At 70.6% G+C, this 20,285-nt stretch carries 18 protein-coding genes; 6 read left to right on the top strand and 12 right to left on the bottom strand.

All coding sequences use genetic code 11. The features are described 5' to 3' along the window. Positions 1–102 precede the first annotated feature (102 nt). The 3 genes from AC07RM_RS14040 to AC07RM_RS14030 form a co-directional block, all read right to left on the bottom strand. The gene (locus tag AC07RM_RS14040; protein WP_495334920.1) at positions 103–1,074 is read right to left on the bottom strand and encodes a FecR domain-containing protein; all 972 of its coding nucleotides are present in this window, start codon (positions 1,072–1,074) and stop codon (positions 103–105) included. Beyond that, positions 1,071–1,556, bottom strand: a complete 486-nt coding sequence (locus tag AC07RM_RS14035; RefSeq protein WP_495334919.1) for a sigma-70 family RNA polymerase sigma factor — start codon at positions 1,554–1,556, stop codon at positions 1,071–1,073. The genes AC07RM_RS14040 and AC07RM_RS14035 overlap by 4 nt, the downstream gene beginning before the upstream one ends. A 130-nt stretch (positions 1,557–1,686) precedes the next feature. Continuing rightward, on the bottom strand, positions 1,687–2,586 hold the full coding sequence (locus AC07RM_RS14030) for a LysR family transcriptional regulator (RefSeq protein WP_177239412.1): 900 nt from the start codon (positions 2,584–2,586) through the stop codon (positions 1,687–1,689). Between the two features lie 93 nt (positions 2,587–2,679). Here AC07RM_RS14030 and AC07RM_RS14025 point away from each other — a divergent pair, with 93 nt between their 5' ends. The 4 genes from AC07RM_RS14025 (at position 2,680) to AC07RM_RS14010 (ending at position 9,179) form a co-directional block, all read left to right on the top strand. After that, on the top strand, positions 2,680–3,456 hold the full coding sequence (locus tag AC07RM_RS14025; RefSeq protein ID WP_495334918.1) for an enoyl-CoA hydratase-related protein: 777 nt from the start codon (positions 2,680–2,682) through the stop codon (positions 3,454–3,456). 40 nt (positions 3,457–3,496) lie between these two features. Continuing rightward, complete coding sequence (locus AC07RM_RS14020) at positions 3,497–4,468, top strand: Bug family tripartite tricarboxylate transporter substrate binding protein (protein WP_495334917.1); 972 nt, start codon at positions 3,497–3,499, stop codon at positions 4,466–4,468. Then, positions 4,465–5,655: a CaiB/BaiF CoA transferase family protein gene (locus AC07RM_RS14015; protein WP_495334916.1), complete on the top strand. Its 1,191-nt coding sequence runs from the start codon at positions 4,465–4,467 to the stop codon at positions 5,653–5,655. Before AC07RM_RS14020 ends, AC07RM_RS14015 begins: the two co-directional genes overlap by 4 nt. A 293-nt stretch (positions 5,656–5,948) precedes the next feature. Next, the gene (locus AC07RM_RS14010; protein WP_495334915.1) at positions 5,949–9,179 is read left to right on the top strand and encodes an amidohydrolase family protein; all 3,231 of its coding nucleotides are present in this window, start codon (positions 5,949–5,951) and stop codon (positions 9,177–9,179) included. A 40-nt stretch (positions 9,180–9,219) separates the two neighbouring features. Here the strand turns inward: AC07RM_RS14010 and AC07RM_RS14005 are convergent, their stop codons facing one another. Together AC07RM_RS14005 and AC07RM_RS14000 are read right to left on the bottom strand one after the other, a co-directional pair. Then, positions 9,220–10,662, bottom strand: coding sequence for an N-acyl-D-amino-acid deacylase family protein (locus AC07RM_RS14005; RefSeq protein ID WP_495334914.1), 1,443 nt, complete (start codon positions 10,660–10,662; stop codon positions 9,220–9,222). Next, the gene (locus AC07RM_RS14000) at positions 10,662–11,654 is read right to left on the bottom strand and encodes a Bug family tripartite tricarboxylate transporter substrate binding protein (protein WP_495334913.1); all 993 of its coding nucleotides are present in this window, start codon (positions 11,652–11,654) and stop codon (positions 10,662–10,664) included. Before AC07RM_RS14000 ends, AC07RM_RS14005 begins: the two co-directional genes overlap by 1 nt. A 95-nt stretch (positions 11,655–11,749) precedes the next feature. Here AC07RM_RS14000 and AC07RM_RS13995 point away from each other — a divergent pair, with 95 nt between their 5' ends. Then, positions 11,750–12,655 carry a LysR substrate-binding domain-containing protein gene (locus AC07RM_RS13995; protein WP_495334912.1) on the top strand — a complete coding sequence of 302 codons (906 nt, stop codon included), beginning with the start codon at positions 11,750–11,752 and terminating at the stop codon, positions 12,653–12,655. A gap of 9 nt (positions 12,656–12,664) precedes the next feature. Here AC07RM_RS13995 and AC07RM_RS13990 read toward each other — a convergent pair whose 3' ends face one another. Then, positions 12,665–13,951: a hypothetical protein gene (locus tag AC07RM_RS13990; protein WP_495334911.1), complete on the bottom strand. Its 1,287-nt coding sequence runs from the start codon at positions 13,949–13,951 to the stop codon at positions 12,665–12,667. A 172-nt stretch (positions 13,952–14,123) separates the two neighbouring features. Between AC07RM_RS13990 and AC07RM_RS13985 the strand changes: the two genes are divergently transcribed. Continuing rightward, positions 14,124–14,600: an arsenate-mycothiol transferase ArsC gene (locus AC07RM_RS13985; protein WP_495334910.1), complete on the top strand. Its 477-nt coding sequence runs from the start codon at positions 14,124–14,126 to the stop codon at positions 14,598–14,600. A gap of 10 nt (positions 14,601–14,610) precedes the next feature. Here AC07RM_RS13985 and AC07RM_RS13980 read toward each other — a convergent pair whose 3' ends face one another. The 6 genes from AC07RM_RS13980 to AC07RM_RS13955 all read right to left on the bottom strand — a co-directional run bounded on the left by AC07RM_RS13980 (position 14,611) and on the right by AC07RM_RS13955 (position 20,285). Beyond that, the gene (locus AC07RM_RS13980; RefSeq protein ID WP_208509365.1) at positions 14,611–15,708 is read right to left on the bottom strand and encodes an ABC transporter substrate-binding protein; all 1,098 of its coding nucleotides are present in this window, start codon (positions 15,706–15,708) and stop codon (positions 14,611–14,613) included. Positions 15,709–15,776: 68 nt separating this feature from the next. Beyond that, complete coding sequence (locus tag AC07RM_RS13975; RefSeq protein ID WP_495334909.1) at positions 15,777–16,643, bottom strand: ABC transporter permease; 867 nt, start codon at positions 16,641–16,643, stop codon at positions 15,777–15,779. Between the two features lie 16 nt (positions 16,644–16,659). Continuing rightward, positions 16,660–17,478, bottom strand: a complete 819-nt coding sequence (locus AC07RM_RS13970) for an ABC transporter ATP-binding protein (RefSeq protein ID WP_495334908.1) — start codon at positions 17,476–17,478, stop codon at positions 16,660–16,662. Further along, the gene (locus AC07RM_RS13965; protein ID WP_495334907.1) at positions 17,475–18,266 is read right to left on the bottom strand and encodes an alpha/beta fold hydrolase; all 792 of its coding nucleotides are present in this window, start codon (positions 18,264–18,266) and stop codon (positions 17,475–17,477) included. The genes AC07RM_RS13970 and AC07RM_RS13965 overlap by 4 nt, the downstream gene beginning before the upstream one ends. Beyond that, positions 18,263–18,679: a VOC family protein gene (locus AC07RM_RS13960; protein WP_495334906.1), complete on the bottom strand. Its 417-nt coding sequence runs from the start codon at positions 18,677–18,679 to the stop codon at positions 18,263–18,265. The genes AC07RM_RS13965 and AC07RM_RS13960 overlap by 4 nt, the downstream gene beginning before the upstream one ends. Before the next feature lie 4 nt (positions 18,680–18,683). Further along, positions 18,684–20,285 (bottom strand): FAD-dependent monooxygenase, encoded by a 1,602-nt coding sequence (locus tag AC07RM_RS13955; RefSeq protein ID WP_495334905.1) that lies wholly within the window; start codon positions 20,283–20,285, stop codon positions 18,684–18,686.

The raw sequence follows: 20,285 nt of genomic DNA, 5'->3' as shown, positions 1-20,285 counted from the left end.
CGGGTCCGGTCGGCAAGTCGGTGAAAAGGTGTTGCTTTCTGACTTGTCGAACGAGCGCCGAAAAAGGGACACGCAGCGCCGCGATGCGCGCGCCGGCCGCTCTTAACCTGCTGCGCGCGCCCCGACCGTGACCCAGTAGCGCGTGCGCGTGCGGACCTGCACCGGCAGCGTCTGCGCCAGGGTGGCGAGCACCTGGTCGGTGTCGGCGACCTGGAACACGCCCGAGATGCGCAGGTTCGCGACCTCGGGCGCGCAGTGCAGCACGCCGGGGCGGTAGCGCGAGAGCTCGGCGAGGAAATCCTCGAGCCGCTGCCGGTCGGCCACCAGCGCGCCCTGCGACCAGGCATCGGCGCCGGCCGCGATGGCGCGCGGCGTGCCGGCGGCGTCGCGCGTGAAGTCGACCTCCTGGCCGGCGCGCACGACGACGCGGGTCGCGTCGGTTGCACGCGGCGCGATCTCGACCGCATGCTCGAGCACCGCCACGCGCGTGCGCTCGTCGCCGCCACGCACCGTGAAGCGCGTGCCGAGCGCGCGCACCCGGCCCTGCGTGGTCTGCACGAAGAACGGCCGCGCGGGCAGCCCGGCGGCATGGCCGGTCTCGACCAGGATCCGGCCCTCGCGCAGCAGCACCAGCCGCTCGCGCTCGTCGAACACCACGTCGGCCGCGCTGCCGGTGTCGAGCAGCAGCCGGGTGCCGTCGGCCAGCACGAAGCCGCGCCGCTCGCCGACGGCCGTGCGGTACTCGGCCGCGAGCTCGACGCCCCAGGTGCGCCAGGCCAGCCAGGCGGCCGGCGCGCCGGTGGCCAGCAGCACCGTGGAGCGCAGCAGCACGCGGCGGCGCAGGCGGCGCGCGCTCTCGAGCGTGGGCACGCCGAGTCCCACCGGCACGCGACCGAAGGTGCGCGCCAGTTCGTCGGCGGCCTGCCACGCGCGCTCGTGCTCGGGCGCCTGCGCGCGCCAGGCATGCAGGGCGCGGTGCCCGGCCTCGTCCATCTCGCCGGCATGCAGCTTCACGAGCCAGTCCGCGGCCTGCAGCACCACCGGGTCGTCGCCGCGCGGGCGCGTGGGGTTCAAAGCATCGAGGCGATGCATTGGGCAAAACCCGCGCGCATGTCGCGCTTGACGGTGCGCACCGACACCTCGAGCCGCTGCGCGATCTCCTCGTAGCCCAGGCCCTCGAGCTGCGACAGCAGGAACACGGTGCGCGTGCGCGCGGGCAGCGCGTCGAGCATGGCGTCGATGCGGTGCAGCGCCTCGATCACGAGCAGGCGGTCCTCGGGCGACGGCGCGAGCGGCTCGGGCATGGCGGCCAGTTGCTCGACATAGGCCTGCTCGAGCGCGCGGCGGCGGAAGTGATCGACCAGCAGCCCGTGCGCGACGGTGCGCAGGTAGGCGCGCGGCTCGCGCAGCTGCTGCGCCTTCGAGGGCGCGGCGACCAGCGTGAGGAAGGTGTCATGCGCCAGGTCGGCCGCATGGTGGATGTCGCCGAGCTTCCTGCGCAGCAGGGCCTGGAGCCAGCCGTGGTGGTCGGCATAGAAGGCTTCGACGGCTTGCATTGGCGTGGCGCGCGGACCCATGGCGAGACTGTCTACACAAGAGAGGACGCGGGGCCCTACGATGCAAATGAGAACTATTATTATAAACAGACGCTCGGCACCGTCGGCATCGAAGCGCGCGAGCGCCCGCTCACTTCAGCAACGGAAAGCTCTGCGGCAACACCGCGAGCCAATGCCGCGCGGCCACCGACAGCCGCGTGGTGCGGCGGCGGATCAGCGAGATCCGGTGGCGGAAGCTCGCGAGGTCGGAGATCGCGATCCGCCGCATGCCCCACTGCTGCGCGATGTCGGCGGCGTAGCCCGGCACGATCAGGAAGCCCGCGCCCTGCCGCGCGAAGCCCAGGGCCGCCGTGAGCGAACCGACCTCGATGTGGTTCTCGAAGCGCAGCGGCGTGCGCGCGAAGATCTGGTCGAGCGTGCGGCGGATGCTGTAGGAGTCGCGCAGCGAGATGTAGTTGTAGGGCAGCAGCTCCGCGGCCCGGATCGAACGCCGACGCGCGAGCGGATGCGCGTCGTCGACGATGGCATACATCGCGTCCTCGATCGCCACGGTGGCCTCGAGGCCGCTGATCTCGGAATCCGTGGCGCAGAAGCCGATGTCCACCACGCCCGAACGCACGCGGTCCAGGGTCTCGTCGGTCGAGCATTCGTGGATCTCGAAGTCGATGCCCGGATAGCGCTGGCGGTAGCTCGCGATCGGCCCCGCCAGCAGGCCGTAGTGCATCAGCGGCGAGGCGGCCACGCTGACCTTGCCGCGCTCCAGCGTGATCAGCTCGGTGATGCTGCGCTTGGCGGTCGCCATGGTGGCTGTCACGTCCTGGGCGAACTCGAAGAACTCGCGCGCCGCGTCGTTGGGCACCACGGTGCGCGTGGTGCGCTCGAACAGGGTCATGCCGAGCTGGTTCTCGAGCTCGGCGACCATCTTGCTCGCCGCGGACTGCGAGATGTGCAGGCCGTTCGCCGCCACGGTGAAGCTGCCGGCCTCGTAGACGGCGAGGAAGACCTGCAACTGGCGAAAGGAGATATTCATTCCATCTTCTACTGAATGCAGTAGAAAAATTCCATTGTGGCATGGAACTTCGCCGCGCAAGATGCGCCGGCTCACACAGACCAGAGACATCCCATGCATCCCTCCGACACCCGTCCCCAATGCCATGTCGCCCGCACCGCCGAAGGCGTCGTCACGGTCCGTTTCGACAACGGCCGGCTGAACCTGCTGACCGGGGACGCCGCCCACATCTACGCCGACACGCTGCAGGAACTGGCCGCCGACGAGACCACGAAGCTGCTCGTGATCTGCGGCGGCGACAGCGCTTTCCTCGGCGGCGCCGACATCAAGTTCCTGAAGGACGCCTCCAGGCGCGACATCGATGCCTACATCCGCAGCGTGTGGCGGCTGTGCGAGACCATCCGCGACATCCCCTTCGCCACGATGTCGGTGATCTCGGGCTACTGCCTGGGCGCCGGCATGGAGGTGGCCGCCGTCTGCGACATCAAGCTGGCCGCGCGCGACGCCAGGTTCGGCATGCCCGAGGTCAAGCTCGGCGTGCCCTCGGTGATCCACGGCGCGATGCTGCCCGGCATGATCGGCGCCACGCGCACGCGCGACCTGCTGCTCAGCGGCCGCATCATCCCGGCCGCGCTGGCGCTCGACTGGGGCCTGGTCACCGACGTCGCGGGCGACGACGGCCTCGATGCCGCCCTCGCGCACTGGCAGGCCGAGATCGAGGCCAACGGCCCGCTCGCGATGCGCATCCAGAAGAAGCTGATCCGCGACTGGGAGCGCATGCCGCTGCAGGAAGCCATCAACGTCGGCATCGCCGGCCTCGTGAGCGCCTACGACAGCGACGAGCCCAAGCGCTACATGGAAGCCTTCCTCGCGAACCGGAAGCGCCGCTGAGACGGCACCGGCGAGCCCACGAGACATCCAAGGAGACACCATGAAGTTCAAGCCCCTGCGCCGCGCCCTGTGCGCCCTGTTCGCGCTGCCCTTCGCCCTCGGCGCCGCGCATGCCGACGACTATCCCTCGCAACCGCTCACGCTGGTGGTGCCCTTCGCGGCCGGCGGCATGACCGACATCCTGGCCCGGCAATTCGCGAAGACGGTGCAGGAGAAGCTGCGGCAGACCGCCATCGTCGACAACAAGCCCGGTGCCGGCGGCGTGATCGGCGCGACCCGGGTCGCGCGCGCCAGGCCCGACGGCTACACCCTGCTGATCACCACCACGGCGCACGTGGTGAACCCCTCGATCACCAAGAACCTGCCCTACGACACCGAGAAGGACTTCGCGCCCATCGCCATGCTGGCGCGCACGCCCAACGTGCTGCTGGTGAACCCGTCGCTGCCGGTGACGACGGTGCCCGAACTGCTGGACTATGCGCGCAAGAACAAGGGCGTCACCTACGGCTCCTCGGGCACGGGCGGCACCACGCACCTGTCGGGCGAGCTGCTCGCGAGCCGCACCGGCGCGCCGCTGATCCACGTGCCCTACAAGGGCACGGCGCTCGCGGTCAACGACCTGCTCGGCGGCCAGATCCAGGCCTCCTTCGTCGACGGCCTGAGCGCGCTGAAGTACGTGAAGGCCGGCAGCCTGCGCGCCATCGGCGTTTCGACGCGCGAACGCAATCCCACGCTGGCCGAGGTGCCGACCATCGCCGAGCAGGGCGTGCCCGGCTACGAGACCGAGATCTGGATCGGGCTCTACGCGCCCGCGGGCACGCCGCCGGCCATCCTCGAGAAGCTCAATGCGCTGGCGCTGCAATCGATGGGCGAGCCCGGCTTCCGCAAGACGCTCGACGAGCAGGCGACCACGCCGGGCACCATGGACGTGGCCGCGACGCGGCGCTACGTGGCGAGCGAGATCCGCAAGTGGGACGACATCGTCAAGAAAGCCGGCATCGAGGCCCAATGACGACCGCCGCGACGCGCAACGCCGGACTGCCGCTGTCCGGCATCCGGATCCTCGACCTCACCAGCGTGATCATGGGTCCGTTCGCGACCCAGATGCTGGCGGAGTACGGCGCCGACGTGGTCAAGCTCGAGCCGCCCGAGGGCGACATCATGCGCGAGATGGGCCCGCACCTCGAGCCGGGCATGGGGCCGGTCTACCTGAACCTCAACCGCGGCAAGCGCAGCGTCTGCCTGGACCTCAAGCAGCCCGAATCGCGCGAGGTGATCGCGCGTGCCGCGCAGGCCAGCGACGTGTTCGTCACCAACATGCGCAAGAAGGCGCTCGCCAAACTGGGACTGGACTGGGACACCCTGCGCCGCCACAACCCGCGGCTGATCTACGTCTTCCTGGCCGGCTTCGCCGAGCACGGCCCCGACGCGGGCAAGCCGGCCTACGACGACCTGATCCAGGGCATGGTCGGACTGCCGGGCCTGGTGGCCCGCGCCGCGGACGGACGCCCGCGCTACCTGCCGCTCAACATCGCGGACAAGACGGTGGGCCTGTACGTGGTGCAGACGGTGCTCGCCGCGCTGCTGCAGCAGCGCCGGGCCGAGCAAGGCCAGTACATCGAGGTGCCGATGTACGAGACCATGGCCTCCTTCATGCTCAGCGACCACCTGGGCGCCGCCACCTTCGCGGCCAACGATGCCGCGCAGGCCGGCAACCCGCGCCTGCTGTCGGCCTACCGCCGGCCCTACCGGACGGTCAACGGCTGGATCTGCACCATCGTCTACACCGACCGCCATTGGGAGTCGTTCATGCGCCTCGTGGGCGACGGCGAACTCTGGGACCGCGATGCGCGCTTTCGCAGCATGGCGAACCGCACGAAGCACATCGATGCCGTGTATGCCTATGTGGAAAGCCGGCTCGCCACGCGCAGCACTGCAACCTGGCTGCAATTGCTGACGGACGCGGACATTCCCGTGGCCGCCTGCCCCGAACTCGGCGAGCTGATCGATTCGCTGGAGAACGCCGAGCGCGGCGTCGTGCATCGTTACCAGGATGCCGCAGGCCGCTGGTACCGGGGCCTGTCGCCGACCGTGCAATGGACGCGCACCCCGCTGGCCGCCGGCGCGATGGCGCCGCGCCTGGGCGAGCACACCGACGAGGTGTTGCGCGAGTGGATGGGCGTGGCGGCTCCGCTTTGATGCCGCCCTCTCCTTGAATTGGCGCGTCATCGCGCCAATTCATTGCGCCATGGCAGCATGGCTGCGCGCAATTCACCGATCCGAATTGGCAACGCAGCTTCGCGAATGCCAAACCCTCATGGCGCCATGCAAAAAAATCGACCCGCGCCAGGGCCGATGCACGCCTGTACAGAGGGCCAGGGTAAGTAATCGGTAAGGAAGATTTCCAACACTGGTTTCGACATTGGCGATCGCGTCGATGTGCAGATCGGCCGCATCCGCGGACCGCAATAACACCTCATTGGAGACAGACCATGAACAAGCGCCAGGCAGCGTTGGCTTCGTCACGCCCATCGTTTTCGCATCTCTTTTCATCACGACCGCGGCGCCATGCGCTGGCCGCCGTCGCCGTGGCCGCGCTGCTGGCCACGGCCTGCGGCGGCGGCGGAGGTGGCGGCAGCGGCTTCCTGCCGATCGCGGGCGGCGGCGGTACGGGCGGTGGCGATGGCGGCAACAACGAACCGCCCGTGAAGATCCAGGCGCTGAGCACGCTGCAGGGCAGCACCAAGGACGTCGCGATCGAGTTCCACGAGGGCACCAACATGGCGGCCGCGCCCTCGCCCGACGGCCAGCGCGTGGCCTTCACCGCGCAGGGCGTGCTGTGGGTGGTGCCGATCGGCGGCGGCAAGGCCACGCGCATCACGGGCTGGGACATGGAGCCGACCTCGCCGGTGTGGTCGCCCGACGGCAGCCGCATCGCGTTCCAGAACTACGACGCCGAAGGCAACTTCCACATCTGGACCGTGCGGCCCAATGGCGCGGACCTCACGCGCATCACCAGCGGCGCGTTCGACGACCGCGAGCCGGCCTGGACGCCCGATGGCCGCACGCTGGTCTTCGCCTCCGACCGCAGCCAGGACCGCCAGTACAAGATCTGGCAGGTGGAGCTCGGCTCGCGCAAGTACTCAGCGCTCACGCAGGGCGCGGGCACCGAGAGCAATCCGGTGGTCTCGCCCGACGGCACGCAGCTCGCGTTCGTCAGCGCGCGGCGCATCTTCACGCAGCCGATGGGCAGCACCGAGGCACCGAAACTCGTCGGCCCCGGCGTGCTGCCGGTGTGGCTGCCCGACGGCTCGGGCCTGGCCTACCAGGGCACGACCAAGTCGATCGTGGTCGCCGGCAAGGAGGTGGTGGCGCCCAACGAGGACATGTTCGCCTTCCCGCCGCGCTGGCTGCCCGGCGGGCGCTTTCTCTACACGGCCGACGGCAAGATCAAGATCCGCAACGCGGGCGGCGACGGCCTCGCGGAAGTGCCGTTCAGCGCCACGCTCGAGGTGCGCCGTCCGGTGTTCGCCAAGTCGCGCGAGCGCGGCTTCGGCGTGCTCGGCGACCAGCCGGTGCGCGGCATCAGCAGCCCGGTGATCTCGCCCGATGGCCGCCGCGTCGCCTTCGTCGCGCTCAACGACATCTGGGTGATGCCGATCGGCGGCACGCCGGTGCGCCTGACCAACGACAAGGACCGCGACGGCAATCCGCAGTTCACGCCCGACGGCAGCGCGGTCTACTTCTCGACCGAGAAGGGCAACGGCGGCGCGCTCGCGATCGACCGCATCGACATCGCGAGCCGCGCGCGCACGCGGCTCGGCGCGCAGACCGGCAAGTCGATGGTGATGCCGAAGATGTCGCCCGCGGGCGACCGCATCGCCTACACCACGGGCTCGGGCACGCTCGAGGTCTGGGACATCGCCTCGAAGACCGCGCAGAAGGTGGTCGAGGCGGTGGGCTCGCAGATCAGCACGCCGCAGTGGACGCCCGACGGCAAGAAAATCGTGGTGGTCGACAACGACTCGGTCAGCAGCCGTTCCTTCGAGGGCTACAACAAGCTGCGCGTGATCGACCTCGGCACGAAGAGCGGCACCTTCTACCCGGTGGGCGACGCGCCGCGCCAGATCTCGGACCGCGAGGAAGGCGCGGCCGTGGTCTCGCCCGACGGCAGCAAGGTGGCCTTCGTGATGGACTCGGTGCTGCACGTGATGCCGCTGAAGGCCGATGGTTCGCCCGACGGCCCCGCCAAGGCCATCACCACCGAGGCCGCCGACCTGCCCTCGTGGGCCGGCGACTCGCGCACGCTGCTCTACAAGGCCGCCGACAAGCTCAAGACCATCGGCGCCGACGGCGCGGGCGCGACCGAGGTGCCCGCGAGCCTGACGTGGAAGCAGGCGGCGTCCCAGGGCACGACCGTGGTGCGCGCGGGCCAGCTGTGGAGCGGCAAGGACGGCCAGTTGCAGAACGACGTCGACATCGTCATCAAGGGCAACCGCATCACCGCGATCCAGCCGCACGACGAGGCGGTGGCCAAGGCCGCGGACAAGTACGTCGATGCCTCGGGCCTCACGGTGATGCCCGGCCTGTGGGATGCCCACTCGCATCCGCTGACGCTCTACCAGGGCGGCCAGTACGGCCAGGGCTCGGCCTCGATGCTGGCCTATGGCGTCACCTCGACGCAATCGGTCGGCGGGCCGCTGCACCAGAGCATCGAGATGCGCGAGGCGCTCGAGGCCGGCAACCTGCTGGGCCCACGCCTGTTCGTCTCGCCGCCGCTGTGGGACGGCAACCGCATCACATGGAGCTTCGCGCGCAGCGTGCGCACGCCCGAGGCGGCCGACCTCGAGATCGCGAAGGTGCGCACGCTCGGCGTGGACTACCTCAAGGCCTACATGCGCGCGCCGATCCCGCTGATGCACAAGATCGCGCAGGCGGCGCTCGACATCGGCATCCCGAGCGGCACGCACAACCTGTCGCCGGGCGCGGCCTCGGGCCTGGCCGAGACCACGCACCTCTCGGCACCGCAGCGCCTCGGCTACGGCTGGTCGCGCTCGGCCGGCGGCACCACCTACCAGGACGCCTACGACCTGCACGGCAAGGGCGACTTCCGGCTGATCCACACCGCCCTGTTCGCCTATCCCTTCGTCGGCGCGGACCTGACCGGCGGCGACCGCTTCGAGCTGCTGACCTCGCCGAACTTCCTCGATGTGCTGCGCGGCAACCCGCAGCCGCCGACCGAGGCGGCGGTGGCCAGCGCGCGGCTGCAGGAGGACCAGGTGAGCAAGCTGCGCACGGCCGGCGCCATGATCGCCATCGGCACCGACTCGCCGCTGGTGCCGCCGGGCATCGCGCTGCACAACAACATGCGCGCCGCCGCGCTGACCAACTCGAACCTGCAGGTGCTGCAGGACGTGACGGTCAATGCCGCGCGCATGAGCCTGGTCGACAAGGACCTGGGCACGGTGGAGGTGGGCAAGCTGGCCGACCTGGCCATCGTGCGCGGCAACCCGCTGCAGGACCTGAAGGCCGCGGCCGACGTGCGCTACGTGGTGAAGAACGGCGTGAGCTACTCGCTCGCGGAGATCCTCGCGCCGTTCCGCACCCCGGCCGCGCTGGCCGAGCGGCGCAAGACGGTGCTGGCCTACCAGCGCCTGTGCCGGACCACGCCGCACGAATGCGGCGAGGTCGCCAGCGGCTATGGGCATGACCACCACCACTGAGGTGGCACGCGGCCGGAGCGCGGGGCCGCGGCCCCGCGTTTCAGCCGCGGCGCAGCACCGTGCCCGCGTGCGCGTCCTTCAGCACGCCGTGCGCGACGGCCACGCGGCCGTTGACCAGCACGGCATCGATGCCGGCGGGCGCGGCCAGCGGATCGTCGTAGCTCGCGCGGTCGGCGATGCGCGCGGCATCGAAGACCACGAGGTCGGCCGCGCAGCCCGCCGCGATGCGGCCGCGGCCCGCGAGGCCGAAGCGCGCGGCCGGCAGGCCGGTCATCTTGTGCACCGCGGTCTCGAGCGCGAACAGCTTCAGGTCGCGTGCATAGTGGCCCAGCACGCGCGGAAAGGCGCCCCACAACCGCGGGTGCGGCTGCACGTCGTTCGGCAGGCCGTCCGATCCGACCATGGTGCCGGGCGCCGCGAGGATGCGCTGCACGTCGGCCTCGTCCATCGAGAAGTAGACCGCGCCGGCCGGGCAGAGGCGCTGCGCGGCCTGCTCGAGGCCCAGGCCCATCTCGGCGGCGATGTCTGCGAGCTCGCGCCCGGTGTGCTGCGGCATCGGTTCGGACCAGGTGATGCGCACGCGCGCCGACTGGCTCACGCGCGCCGGAATCAGCAGAGTCGAGGAGGCGGCATAGGGATAGCAGTCGATGCACACCGGTTGCCCCTTTGCGGCCCGCGCGAGCAGGCGCAGCGTGGACACGGAACGCCCGTGGTTCGACAGGCCCGTGAGCTTGTGGTGCGAGATCACGAGCGGCACGCCGAGCGCGCGGCCCACGCCGAGCGCCTCGTGCAGCGCTTCGTCGATCGCATCGGACTCGTCGCGGATGTGCATCGCGATCAGGCCGCCGTGCGCGCGCAGCGGCGCGCCCACCGCCGTCATCTCGTGCGCCGTGGCGGCGCGCGCCGGGGCATAGAAGACACCGGTCGACAGGCCGATCGCGCCCGCGTCCAGAGCCTCCTCGACCTCGCGTGCCATGGCCGCGGCCTCGGCGGGCGTGGCGGCGCGATCCAGGTCCCGCACATGCTGCGCGCGCAGCGTGGTGTGGCCGACCAGGAAGGCGGCATTGGTCGCGGGACCGATCCCGCGCACCGCATCGAGGTAGTCGCCGAAGCGCGCGAAGCGGCGATCGTCGCGCCCGATGAATTCGCGCAGCGGCGGCGGCACCCGCTCGAAGGGAATGCGCAGCGGCGCCAGGCTCCAGCCGCAGTTGCCGGCCACCACGGTGGTCACGCCCTGCATCAGCTTCGGATGGCGGTCGGCGGGCGGCTCGAGCAGCAGCCGGTCGTCGTGCGCATGCGCATCGATGAAGCCGGGCGCGACGATGCGGCCGCGGGCATCGATGCGCCGGTGCGCGGGCACGGCGCGCAGATCGCCCAGGCGCTCGATCACGCCATCGCGCACGCCCACGTCCTGCCGCACGCGCGGCGCCGCGCTGCCATCGATGACGTCGCCGCCCTCGATGACCAGGTCGAGCGGCGGCATCAGTCGACGCGGGCGTTCGCGCGCCGGATCACCGCGGCCCACACCGGCGTCTCGCGCCGCGCCAGCTCGAACAGCCGCTCGGGCGGCCCGCTCGCGGTCTCGAGCGACAGCCGCGCGAGCCGCTCGCGCACCTCGGCGTCGTTCATCATCGCGTTGAACTCGGCATTGAGCCGCGCCACCACCTCGGCGGGCGTGCCCGCCGGCACCACCACGCCGCCCCAGGCCACGCTCTCGTATCCCGGCACGCCGGCCTCCTGCACCGTCGGCAGCGCCGGAAAGAGCGGCGAGCGATGAGCCCCCGTGACCGCCAGCGCGCGCACCCGGCCCGAGGCGATGAAGGGGCTGATCGAGGACAGGTTGTCGAACATCACGTCGACCCCGCCGCCGATCAGGTCCTGGATCGCCGCCAGGCTGCCACGGTAGGGCACATGGAGCATGAAGGTGCCCGTCATGCTCTTGAACAGTTCGCCGCCCAGGTGGCTGGTGGTGCCGTTGCCGGCCGAGGCCAGGGTCAGCTTGCCGGGATGCGCGCGCAGGTGGGCCACCAGTTCCGCCACGGTCTTCACCGGCAGCTCGTTGCGCACCACCAGCGCGTTCTGCACGAAGCCGGTCATCGCGACCGGCGCGAGTTGCCGATCGGGGTCATAGGGCAGCCTCGCGTAGAGCGACTTGTTGATCGCGAGCGTGCCCACGTTGGCATAGCCGATCGTGTAGCCATCGGGCGCCGCGCGCGCCACCTCGGAGATGCCGACGATGCCGCCCGCGCCCGGCCGGTTCTCGATCACCACCGCCTGCCCGAGCCCCTTGGCCAGCGCCGCGCCCATCACGCGGCACAGCAGGTCGGGCGCGCCACCCGCGCCGCCGGGCACCACGAAGCGCAGCGGCCGCTCGGGGTAGACAGCGGCGCGCGCGCTGCGCCAAGGCCCGGCCGCCAGCGCGGCCGCCGACAGCAGCGCGCGGCGCCGGCCGCGATCGATCCCGGTCTCCAACATGGCTTGCATCCTTCCAGAAAGCACGATGCCCGAGGATCGACGCCCACGGCGAGCGCCACAATCGAAAATAACTCCTGCTCGCATGCAAAAAGCTGATGCCGCTTCGCCTCCCCTCCACCATCGCGCTGCAATGCCTGGAAGCCAGTGAAAGGCTGGGCAGCTTCACGCGTGCCGCCAAGGCGCTCAACCTCACGCAGGGCGCCATCAGCCGCCAGGTCATCGGCCTCGAGCAGCGGCTCGGCGCGCAACTGCTCGAGCGCCGGCGCGAATCGCTGGTGGCCACGCCCGCGGGGCAAGCCTACCTGGCCGAGGTCCGCCCCCTGCTGCTGCGGCTCGAGCGCGCCACCACCGACATCGCGCTGCACCAGGGCCGCGGCGGCCGCCTGCAGCTCTCCGCCCCCTCCTCGTTCTGCAACTACTGGCTCGCGCCGCGGCTGTCGGGTTTCGTGAACGCGCATCCGCACATCACGCTCGACCTCTCGACCTACCTCGGTCCGGTCGATTTCACCGCGAGCCGGATCGACGCGGCCATCATGGTGGTGGGCGCGCCGGTGCCGGGCCTGCATGCCATCCCCGTGCTCGACCTGACCGTGCGGCCCTACGCCAGCCCCGCCCTGGCGGCGCGCTGGGCCGGCGACGATTTCGCCACCGTGCTGCGGCAGGCGCCGCCCGACCTCACGCTGATCCACAACAGCTCGCTGCCCGGTGCCTGGGCGCTATGGCTGCGACAGGCCGCGGGTGCCGACGAGGTCCTGCCCGAGCTGCATGCGGGTCCGAGCTACGACCTGCTGTCGATGTCGCTGCATGCGGCGATCGCGGGCATCGGGGTGGCGCTGCTGCCGGCCTTCATGGTTCGGGCGGCGCTCGATGCGGGGCAGCTGGTGGCGCTGTCGGCCATCGAGTCGGCGACGGGGCGGTCGTATCAGCTGTGCTATCCGGAGCACAGCGCGGGCTTGCCGGCGCTTGCGCAGTTCACCGACTGGCTGCGGCAGGCGGATTGAGCCGGCGCGCTACGACAGTGTGTCGAGCGCCGCGCGCTCGTGCGCCAGTTCTTCCTCGAACCAGCGGCAGAAGCACTGGCGCAGGCGCTGCTCGCTGGCGCTGAACTGCGCCCGCGCCCGGTCGATGCGCTGCGAACGCAGCGGGCCGGCCGGGCTTGCCACGGCCTGCAGCCGGTAGGCCGTGCCCAGCGTCAATTCGAGCGTGGGTGCCAGCAGGGGCAGCGGCTGGAGCGAGAGCGCGGCGCCGGCGCGCTGCAGTGCAGCGATGGCAGTGTCGAGCCGCGCCGTGTCGGGCACGCCCGTGTCGGCGCGCAGCGACTGCTCGAGCACGTCGACCATCGCGCGCTGCCGATCGAGGTTCGTGCGCAGCAGGCAGAGGCGATCGCCCTCGACGCCATGGATCTGCCATTGGCCACGTGAGGTTTCGAGCCCGCGGTAGGTGACCTCGGGCAGGCCGATGCCCCGGTTCGCGGGCAAGGCGATGAGCTCGGCCTGGCGGTCGAAGCCTTGGCGCAGCAGCGCTACCGCCTGCAGGCCTTCCTCGCCGCGCACGAGGGTCGCGAGGTCGTAGAGCATCTTCGTCAGGGCCTGCAGATCGGCCTGCTGGATCTCCGGTGTCGCGCTCGCATCCGCAGCCGCGCGCTGGCTCGCGACCTGTGCCCTCAAGGTGGCGCCATCGCGCTCCAACAGCGCGAGCTGCGCCACCAGCTGGCGATGAAAGCGTTCCATCGAGCGCAGCTCCTCGCCCTGCTCGACCGTGCCCGCCGAGCGCAGCAGTTCGCTCGACCGCGCCACCGTCTCGCGCAACAGCGCGCGTCCGGCCCCCCCGCCGAGGCCGTCGGCCTCTCGATGTGCCGCGGCCATGAGCGTTGCCCGCAGGCTCAGTTGCGAAGGACTGCGCCGGTTGGTATCGGGCGGCAGGGACTTCGCATACTGCCGGCGCGCAGCCGCATGCAGCTCGAGATCGCGCGTGTAGGTCGCGAGCAGCAGCTGCGCGAACCATGCGACGCGGTACATACTTTCTTCGGAAGGCGTCTGCTGGAAGTAATCGATCGCGCGCCGGAGATAGGCCGGGTCGGCCTCGGCGGCGCCGATGCGCAGTTCCAGCAAGGCCTTCGCGATCTGCGGCGTGGGAACGCCCGGCGGAAGGATGCCGCGCTGCAGGTCCTCGAGGCCGCGGCGCGAGATCTCGTCGCGCATGGGCGCGCAGACGGCACGGACCGGCTCCGCCGCCTTGCCCCCGATCCTGAACGGTGCCTCCTGCGCGCCCGCGGGTCCGCACAGGGCCAGGCCCATGGCGATCGGTAGGGTGGCACGCCGCGCGGCCGCAGCCCACGTCGCCAGGGCCGGAAGTCTCGATCTCGTCATGCAACCGATATACCCGAGCACCGCGTCAAGCCCATGAATGCCCGCCGACGGACCGGCGCGAGGCGCGCTACATTCGGCGGTCATGCACAGAAAAATCAACGTGCTCTTCGTCTCCCGACGAAACACGCTGCGCAGCGTCATGGCGCAGGCCTGTCTCACCCACATCGCCGAGAAACGCTTCCACGCCCGCTCCTGCGGCCAGCCCTTGCGCATTGGCGCAGCGGTGGACCCGGCGGCCGTGTCGGCGCTGCGCACCGCGGGTATTCCCTTGCCCGAGATCAAACCGCGCGGCTGGAACGAGTTCGTGCCCGCGCGCGGCTTCGAGGCCGAGTTCGTGATCGCGCTCGATGCCGACATCGACCGCCTGCAGCCGGCCTGGCCCGGCCAGCCCCATACCGCGCTGTGGGCCTATCCCGACACGGCGGCCATCGCCGATCCCGAGGAGGCGGCGCACAAGGCGCTCCAGACGCTCTATTCGATGCGGCGGCGGCTTGAGCTGCTGGCCAGCCTGCCGCTGTACGGCTCCGACCGCGAATCGGTGCGCGCGGACATCCGCGACCTCGGCTACATGGCTTGAGCCGGGTCGGCTACAGCCTGAACGCCTTCGCCATCTCCACCACCGCCTGCCTGTCGAAGGCATTGACCTCGTCGATCAGCTCGTTGGTGAACAGCCGGTTCGGGTCGCCGAGTTCGTCGGCCAGCTTCGGGTTCCTGCTGCCGTCCACGGCCATCTCGATGTTGGACTTCCATTCGGCCAGCGACGAGGCACCGATGCGCTGATCGGGATCGTCGGGCCGGCGCATCCAGCTGTTGCGGCGGTCCTTGAGGATGAAGGCCAGCTCCTTGCGCGCCTCGTCCTCGCTGCGCCCCTTGGGCCGGCTCTCGGGGTACACGGCCCAGTGCAGGTCGATGCCGGCCTCGAGGTTGTGGTGCGCGAACAGGGTGGACTTGGCCATGCCGCGGAACAGGCCCACCAAGGCCTTGCGCTCCTTCTTCAGCAGTTCGCGCGGCACGCACAGCCAGCCCGAGCCGAACTGCGCAAACTTCGGCGTGAGCGGCACGTAGCGCAGCTTGGTGCCGACGAGTTCGACGCGCGCGGCCGCGGTGTCGAAGGCCACCATCGCATCGACGCGGTCGTTGTCGATCGCCGCGCCGGCCGGTGCGCCGTCACCGATGGCGATGTATTCGCATCGGTCGTCTTTCAGGCCCAGCTCGGCCAGCATGGTGCGGGTGACGACGATGCCGGTGTCGCCCTGGCTGCGCACGCCGATGCGCTTGCCCGCGAGATCGGCCACCGAGCGGATCGGGCTGCCGGGCTTGACGACGACGACGTTGGCATTGCGCGGCAGCCACTTGTAGACGCTCACGAGATCGAGCCCCGGGTCCTTGGCCATCGCGGGCAGCAGGATGCCGGGCACGGCGGGCCCGTAGTCGACGTGGCCGGCGCGCAGGCTCTGCAGCGCCTGCGTCATGCTCGACATGTTGACGTACTCGACGTCCACGCCCTCGGGCTTGTAGAAGTTCAGCCGCGGATGCTGGCCCGCGGTCACGAAGCACTGCTGCGGATCGTTGACGCCAGCGGTGTTCGCCACCTTCATCACGCGCAGCTTCTGCGCCAGGGCCGGCAGGCTGCCCGTCAATCCCAGGGCGCCGAGGCCCAGGCCGAAATCGCGTCGTGTCCACATGGTTCGCTCCTCACCGGCGTCGCGCCGGACGTTTCGAGATGGCAAGAGAAAAAAGGGGAAGGAAGGGATCAGACGTTGACCGTGCGCTGCGAGGCATCGGCCGGCATCCAGTGCAGCACGCGCTGCTGCACGCGGCGCAGGACACTGGTCAGCGCGATGCCGATCACCGAGAGCACGACGCAGACGGCGAAGCTGCCGCCGCTGTCGGCCTGGGCTTCCATCTGCAGGATCAGCACGCCGAGCCCGGCCTGGGCGCCGACGAACTCGCCCACCACGGCGCCGACCACGCTGAAGGCCGCGGCCATGTTGAGGCCCGCGAAGATGTAGGGCAGCGCGCTCGGGAACTTGGCCTTGCGGAAGATCTGCCACGGCGTGGCCGACAGCGAACGCAGCAGGTCGATGCGGTCCGGGTCCACGGCCTTGAAGCCCGCGATGCTGGTCACCAGCACCGGGAAGAAGGTCAGCAGGCAGATGATCATCACCTTGGAGCTGATGCCGAAGCCCAGCCAGACCACGATGATCGGCGCCACCGCCACCTTGGGCACGCTCTGCAGCGCGGCCACGTAGGGCTCGAGCAGGCGCTCGAGCCGCGGCATCTGCGAGACCACGATGCCGATCGCGAGTCCGATGCCGCCGCCGACGAAGAGGCCCAGCAGGATCTCGGCCAGCGTGATGCCGCCGTGGTACCAGAAGCCGTCCTTCGCGAACGGCCCGGTGGCGAGGCCGCGCCACAGCGCGATCGCGATGTCGCTGACCGGCGGCACCAGGTGCCTGGGCACCTTGAACAGCCGCACGGCGCCTTCCCACGAACCGAGCAGCGTGATCAGCAGGAGGATCGACTGCACGCGCGGCGAGGCCAGCGGGTTGGTGCGGCGCCGGCGCGGTGGCTTGGCCGATAGCGGCGCGGCCTCGGAACTCAACAGGGCGGTGGTCATGGCGTCGGCCTTTCTCTCAATCGAAGGAAGCGGCATGCGAGAAGCGCTCGCGGATCGAGGCGGCCGCGGCCGCGAAGGCCGGATGCGACATCGCCTCCATGCCGCGCGGGCGCGGCAGGTCGATGGGCAGCACGCGCTCGAGCATGCCGGGGCGCGGCGACATCACGAACACGCGGTCGCCGAGGAACACGGCCTCGGGAATGGAGTGCGTGATCAGCACCACGGTCTTGCCGCTCTCCATCCAGATGCGCTGCAGCTCGAGATTCATGCGTTCGCGCGTCATCGCGTCGAGCGCGCCGAAGGGCTCGTCCATCAAGAGGATCTTGGGGTCGTGCAGCAGCGCCCGCGCGATCGAGGCGCGCTGCTGCATGCCGCCGCTGAGCTGGCGCGGCAGCTTGTGCTCGAAGCCCTCGAGCCGCACCATCGCGAGCAGCTGCATCGCGCGCTCGCGCGCCTTCGCCTTGTCGAGGCCCAGCACCTCGGCCGGCAGCATCACGTTCTCGAGGATGCTGCGCCAGGGCAGCAGGATCGAGCTCTGGAACACCACGCCCACGTCGCGCCGCGTGCCGCGGATCGGCTGGCCGTCGAGCAGCACGGTGCCGACCTCGTAGTCGAGCAGGCCGGCCAGGATGCGCAGCAGCGTGCTCTTGCCGCAGCCGCTCGGGCCGACGATGGTGACGAAGGAGCCCTGGCGGATGCCGAAGTCGATCTGCTTCAGTGCGAGCACGCCCTCGCTGCCGCCGCCGAAGGTCTTCGACAGGCCCTCGACGCGGATGTAGTCCTCCTTGCCGGCGGGCGCCGCGGGGGCAATCTCGGGTTCCAGGACGGCATTCATGCGTGGACTCCTTCGGGGTTCAGAAAACGGACCATGTGGCGCGCGAGCACCTCGGGCGCCTGCATCGCGGTCACATGGCCGATGGCCGGCAGCAGCACGGCATCGGCGCCGCGGATGCGGCCGGCCATCGCGAGCGTCACGGTCGGCGGCACCACCCGGTCGAGCTCGCCGGCGAGCACCAGCGTCGGCGCGACGATGTCGGCCACGCCCTGCGCCAAGGTGGTGGCGACGGTCGCCATGCGCCGCGCCGAGCGCGCGGTCTCGGGCCGCGCGGCCGCGAACACGCGGCGCAGCTCGGGGCGCTGCGCGAGAAAGGCCTCGGGAAAGAACCAGGTCGCGAGTTCCTCGGCCGTGCCCGGCAGGCCGCGGCGCAGCTCGGCCAGGCGGTGCGCATCGGGGCACAGCTCTTCATAGGGGCGCGGTAGCGGCCAGGTGCTGCCGAGCACGAGCCGGTCGACCGCGCGCGGATGCAGCAGCGCCAGCGCCTGCGCCACGCGGCCGCCGAAGGAGGAGCCGAACACGTGCGCGCGCTTGAGGCCCAGGGCCTTCACGAGCTGCTGCGCGTCGTTCGCGAGGTCCGCCAGCGTGGCCGCGCGCTCGGGCGCTTCCGTCTCGCCGCAGTCGCGCTGGTCGTAGGCGATCACGGTGAACTGCTTCGCGAGATGCGGCACCAGCGCGGCGAACATCTGGCGCGAGGCTTCCGCGCCATGCATCAGCAGCAGCGCCGGACCCTGGCCCGCGCGGTCGAAGGCGATGCGGACCTCGCCGGTCTGCACGAACTCAGTCATGCCGCTTCCTCCCACGGTTCTTCCTCGCTGTCCAGCCAGAAGGTCATCTCGATCTTCAGTCCGCGCGGGTCGTGCAGAAAAAGCTGGTGGATGTCCCAGCCCGGGATCGGCGCCTCTGCGAAGGGCAATTCGAGCGCGCGCAGGTGCGCTCGCATCTCGCGCAGACCGTGGGCGCGGAACGAGATGTGGTCGACGTGGCCCGTGGGCGGCTGCGGCGGCGCGTCGGCCGTCGCGAGATGGGCGAACAGGTGCACGATGGGCTGGCCCTCGGCATAGAGCCAGGCGCCGGGCGCGGGAATCTCGGGCCGCGCGCCGGCTTCCAGGCGCAGCACGCGCGTGTAGAAGTCCAGCAACGGCGGCAGCTCCGCGGGCGTGCAGCGGATCGTGAAGTGGTGCAGCGCGGTGACGGGCATGGCGTCAGTCCAGCAGCTTCGACAGCACGGCCGACAGCTCGGCGGCCGGGTCCGTTGGCGTCCACGGCATGCGGAAGGCGACGTGGCCGTCGGGCCGTACCAGCACCGCGCCGTGCTGGCCCAGCAGCAGGCCGTCCTTCTCGTGCGCGTCCTCGAGCTGGCGCGCCTGCACCACGCGGCCGTTGCGGCCCGACACCTGGCGCGCCGCCTCCATCCAGGCATCGGCGCGCGGGCCGGCCACGAGCACAAACTCGCGGTCGAACCAGTCGAGCGTGGTGTGGCGCCGCGCGAGGTCCAGCCACAGGTGCGGAAAGCGCATGCCGGGCTTGTCGGCCGGCTCGTACCAGCGCGCGCGCATCACGTGGCGGCCGGTGCCGTCGGGGATCACGGCGCCGTCCTCGTAACAGAAGCCCAGCGACTGGCCGATGCTGTGGATGTGGTTGTCGCTGTCGCGGATCCAGAACTCGATGCGCTCGCGGTTGCCCGAGCGCAGCGCCTCGTCGCAATGGTTGAAGCGCATCGCGTTGTGCAGGCTGAAGTCGGCGTTCGATTCGGCGATCGGCCGGCGCTCGCTCTCGTAGCTGTCGAGCAGCCGCGCGCTGGCGCGCCCGCTGAGCACGAAGGCCAGCTTCCAGGCCAGGTTGTGCGCGTCCTGGATGCCCGAGTTCATGCCGTAGCCACCATTGGGCGGAAAGCGGTGCGCCGAATCGCCGACCAGCAGCACGCGGCCGCGCCGGAAGTTCGCGGCCACCTGGCGGCTCATGCGCCACACCGAGCGGTTGATGACCTTCACCTCGAGGTTGGGCACGCCCGAGACGGTGCGCGCGAGCTGCACCACCTCGGCGTCGCTGCGCGCGCCGGTGCGCTCGTCGGTCTCGCGGCCCACCGGCAGCAGGTTGAGCCAGCGGTCTTTTCCGTTGGTGTTGAGCACGGTGGTGATCGGGTACGGCGAGTCTTTGGCGTAGACGCGCCAGCCGGCGCAGGTGGCCGAGTCGCGCACCTGCGAGAGATCGGCCTGCCAGAACTCGTTGGCCATCACGGCCAGCGTGGCCGGCCCGCGCATCTCGATGTCGGCCTGCCGCCGCACCGAGCTCGCGGCGCCGTCCGCCGCGATCAGGTAGCGGGCCTGCCAGGTCAGGGTCTCGCCGGTGTCGAGCCGGCGGCCGGTCACGGCAATGCCGTCGGCGCTCTCGGCGTAGTGCAGGAATTCGTGGCCGAACAGGAAGCGGCCGACCTCGCTCTTCTTGGCATGGGCGAGCAGCTCCTGCTCCACCGTGTCCTGCGACTGGATGATCTTCCAGCACGGCGAGTGGCCGAGGTTCGGCTCGGGATTCGTGCGGCCCCATTCGTGGCCGGTCATCGATTCGCAGAAGGCGAAGAAGTCGGCGCCGTCGGGCAGCGCATGGCGCTTCATCAGGCCGTCGATGCCCCACTGGCGAAAGATCTCCATCGTGCGCGTGTAGGTGCCGCGCGCCTTCGGATGGTCGGTGGTGGTCGGGCTGCGCTCGAGCAGCACGAAGTCGACGCCGAAGCGCTGCAGCAGGATCGCCATCGACAGGCCCACGGGGCCGCCGCCGACGATCACGACGAGGTTCTTGGATTGCAT

Source organism: Variovorax sp. GW821-FHT09B05 (assembly GCF_059418265.1).
This window is presented reverse-complemented; position numbering and strand designations above follow the sequence as displayed.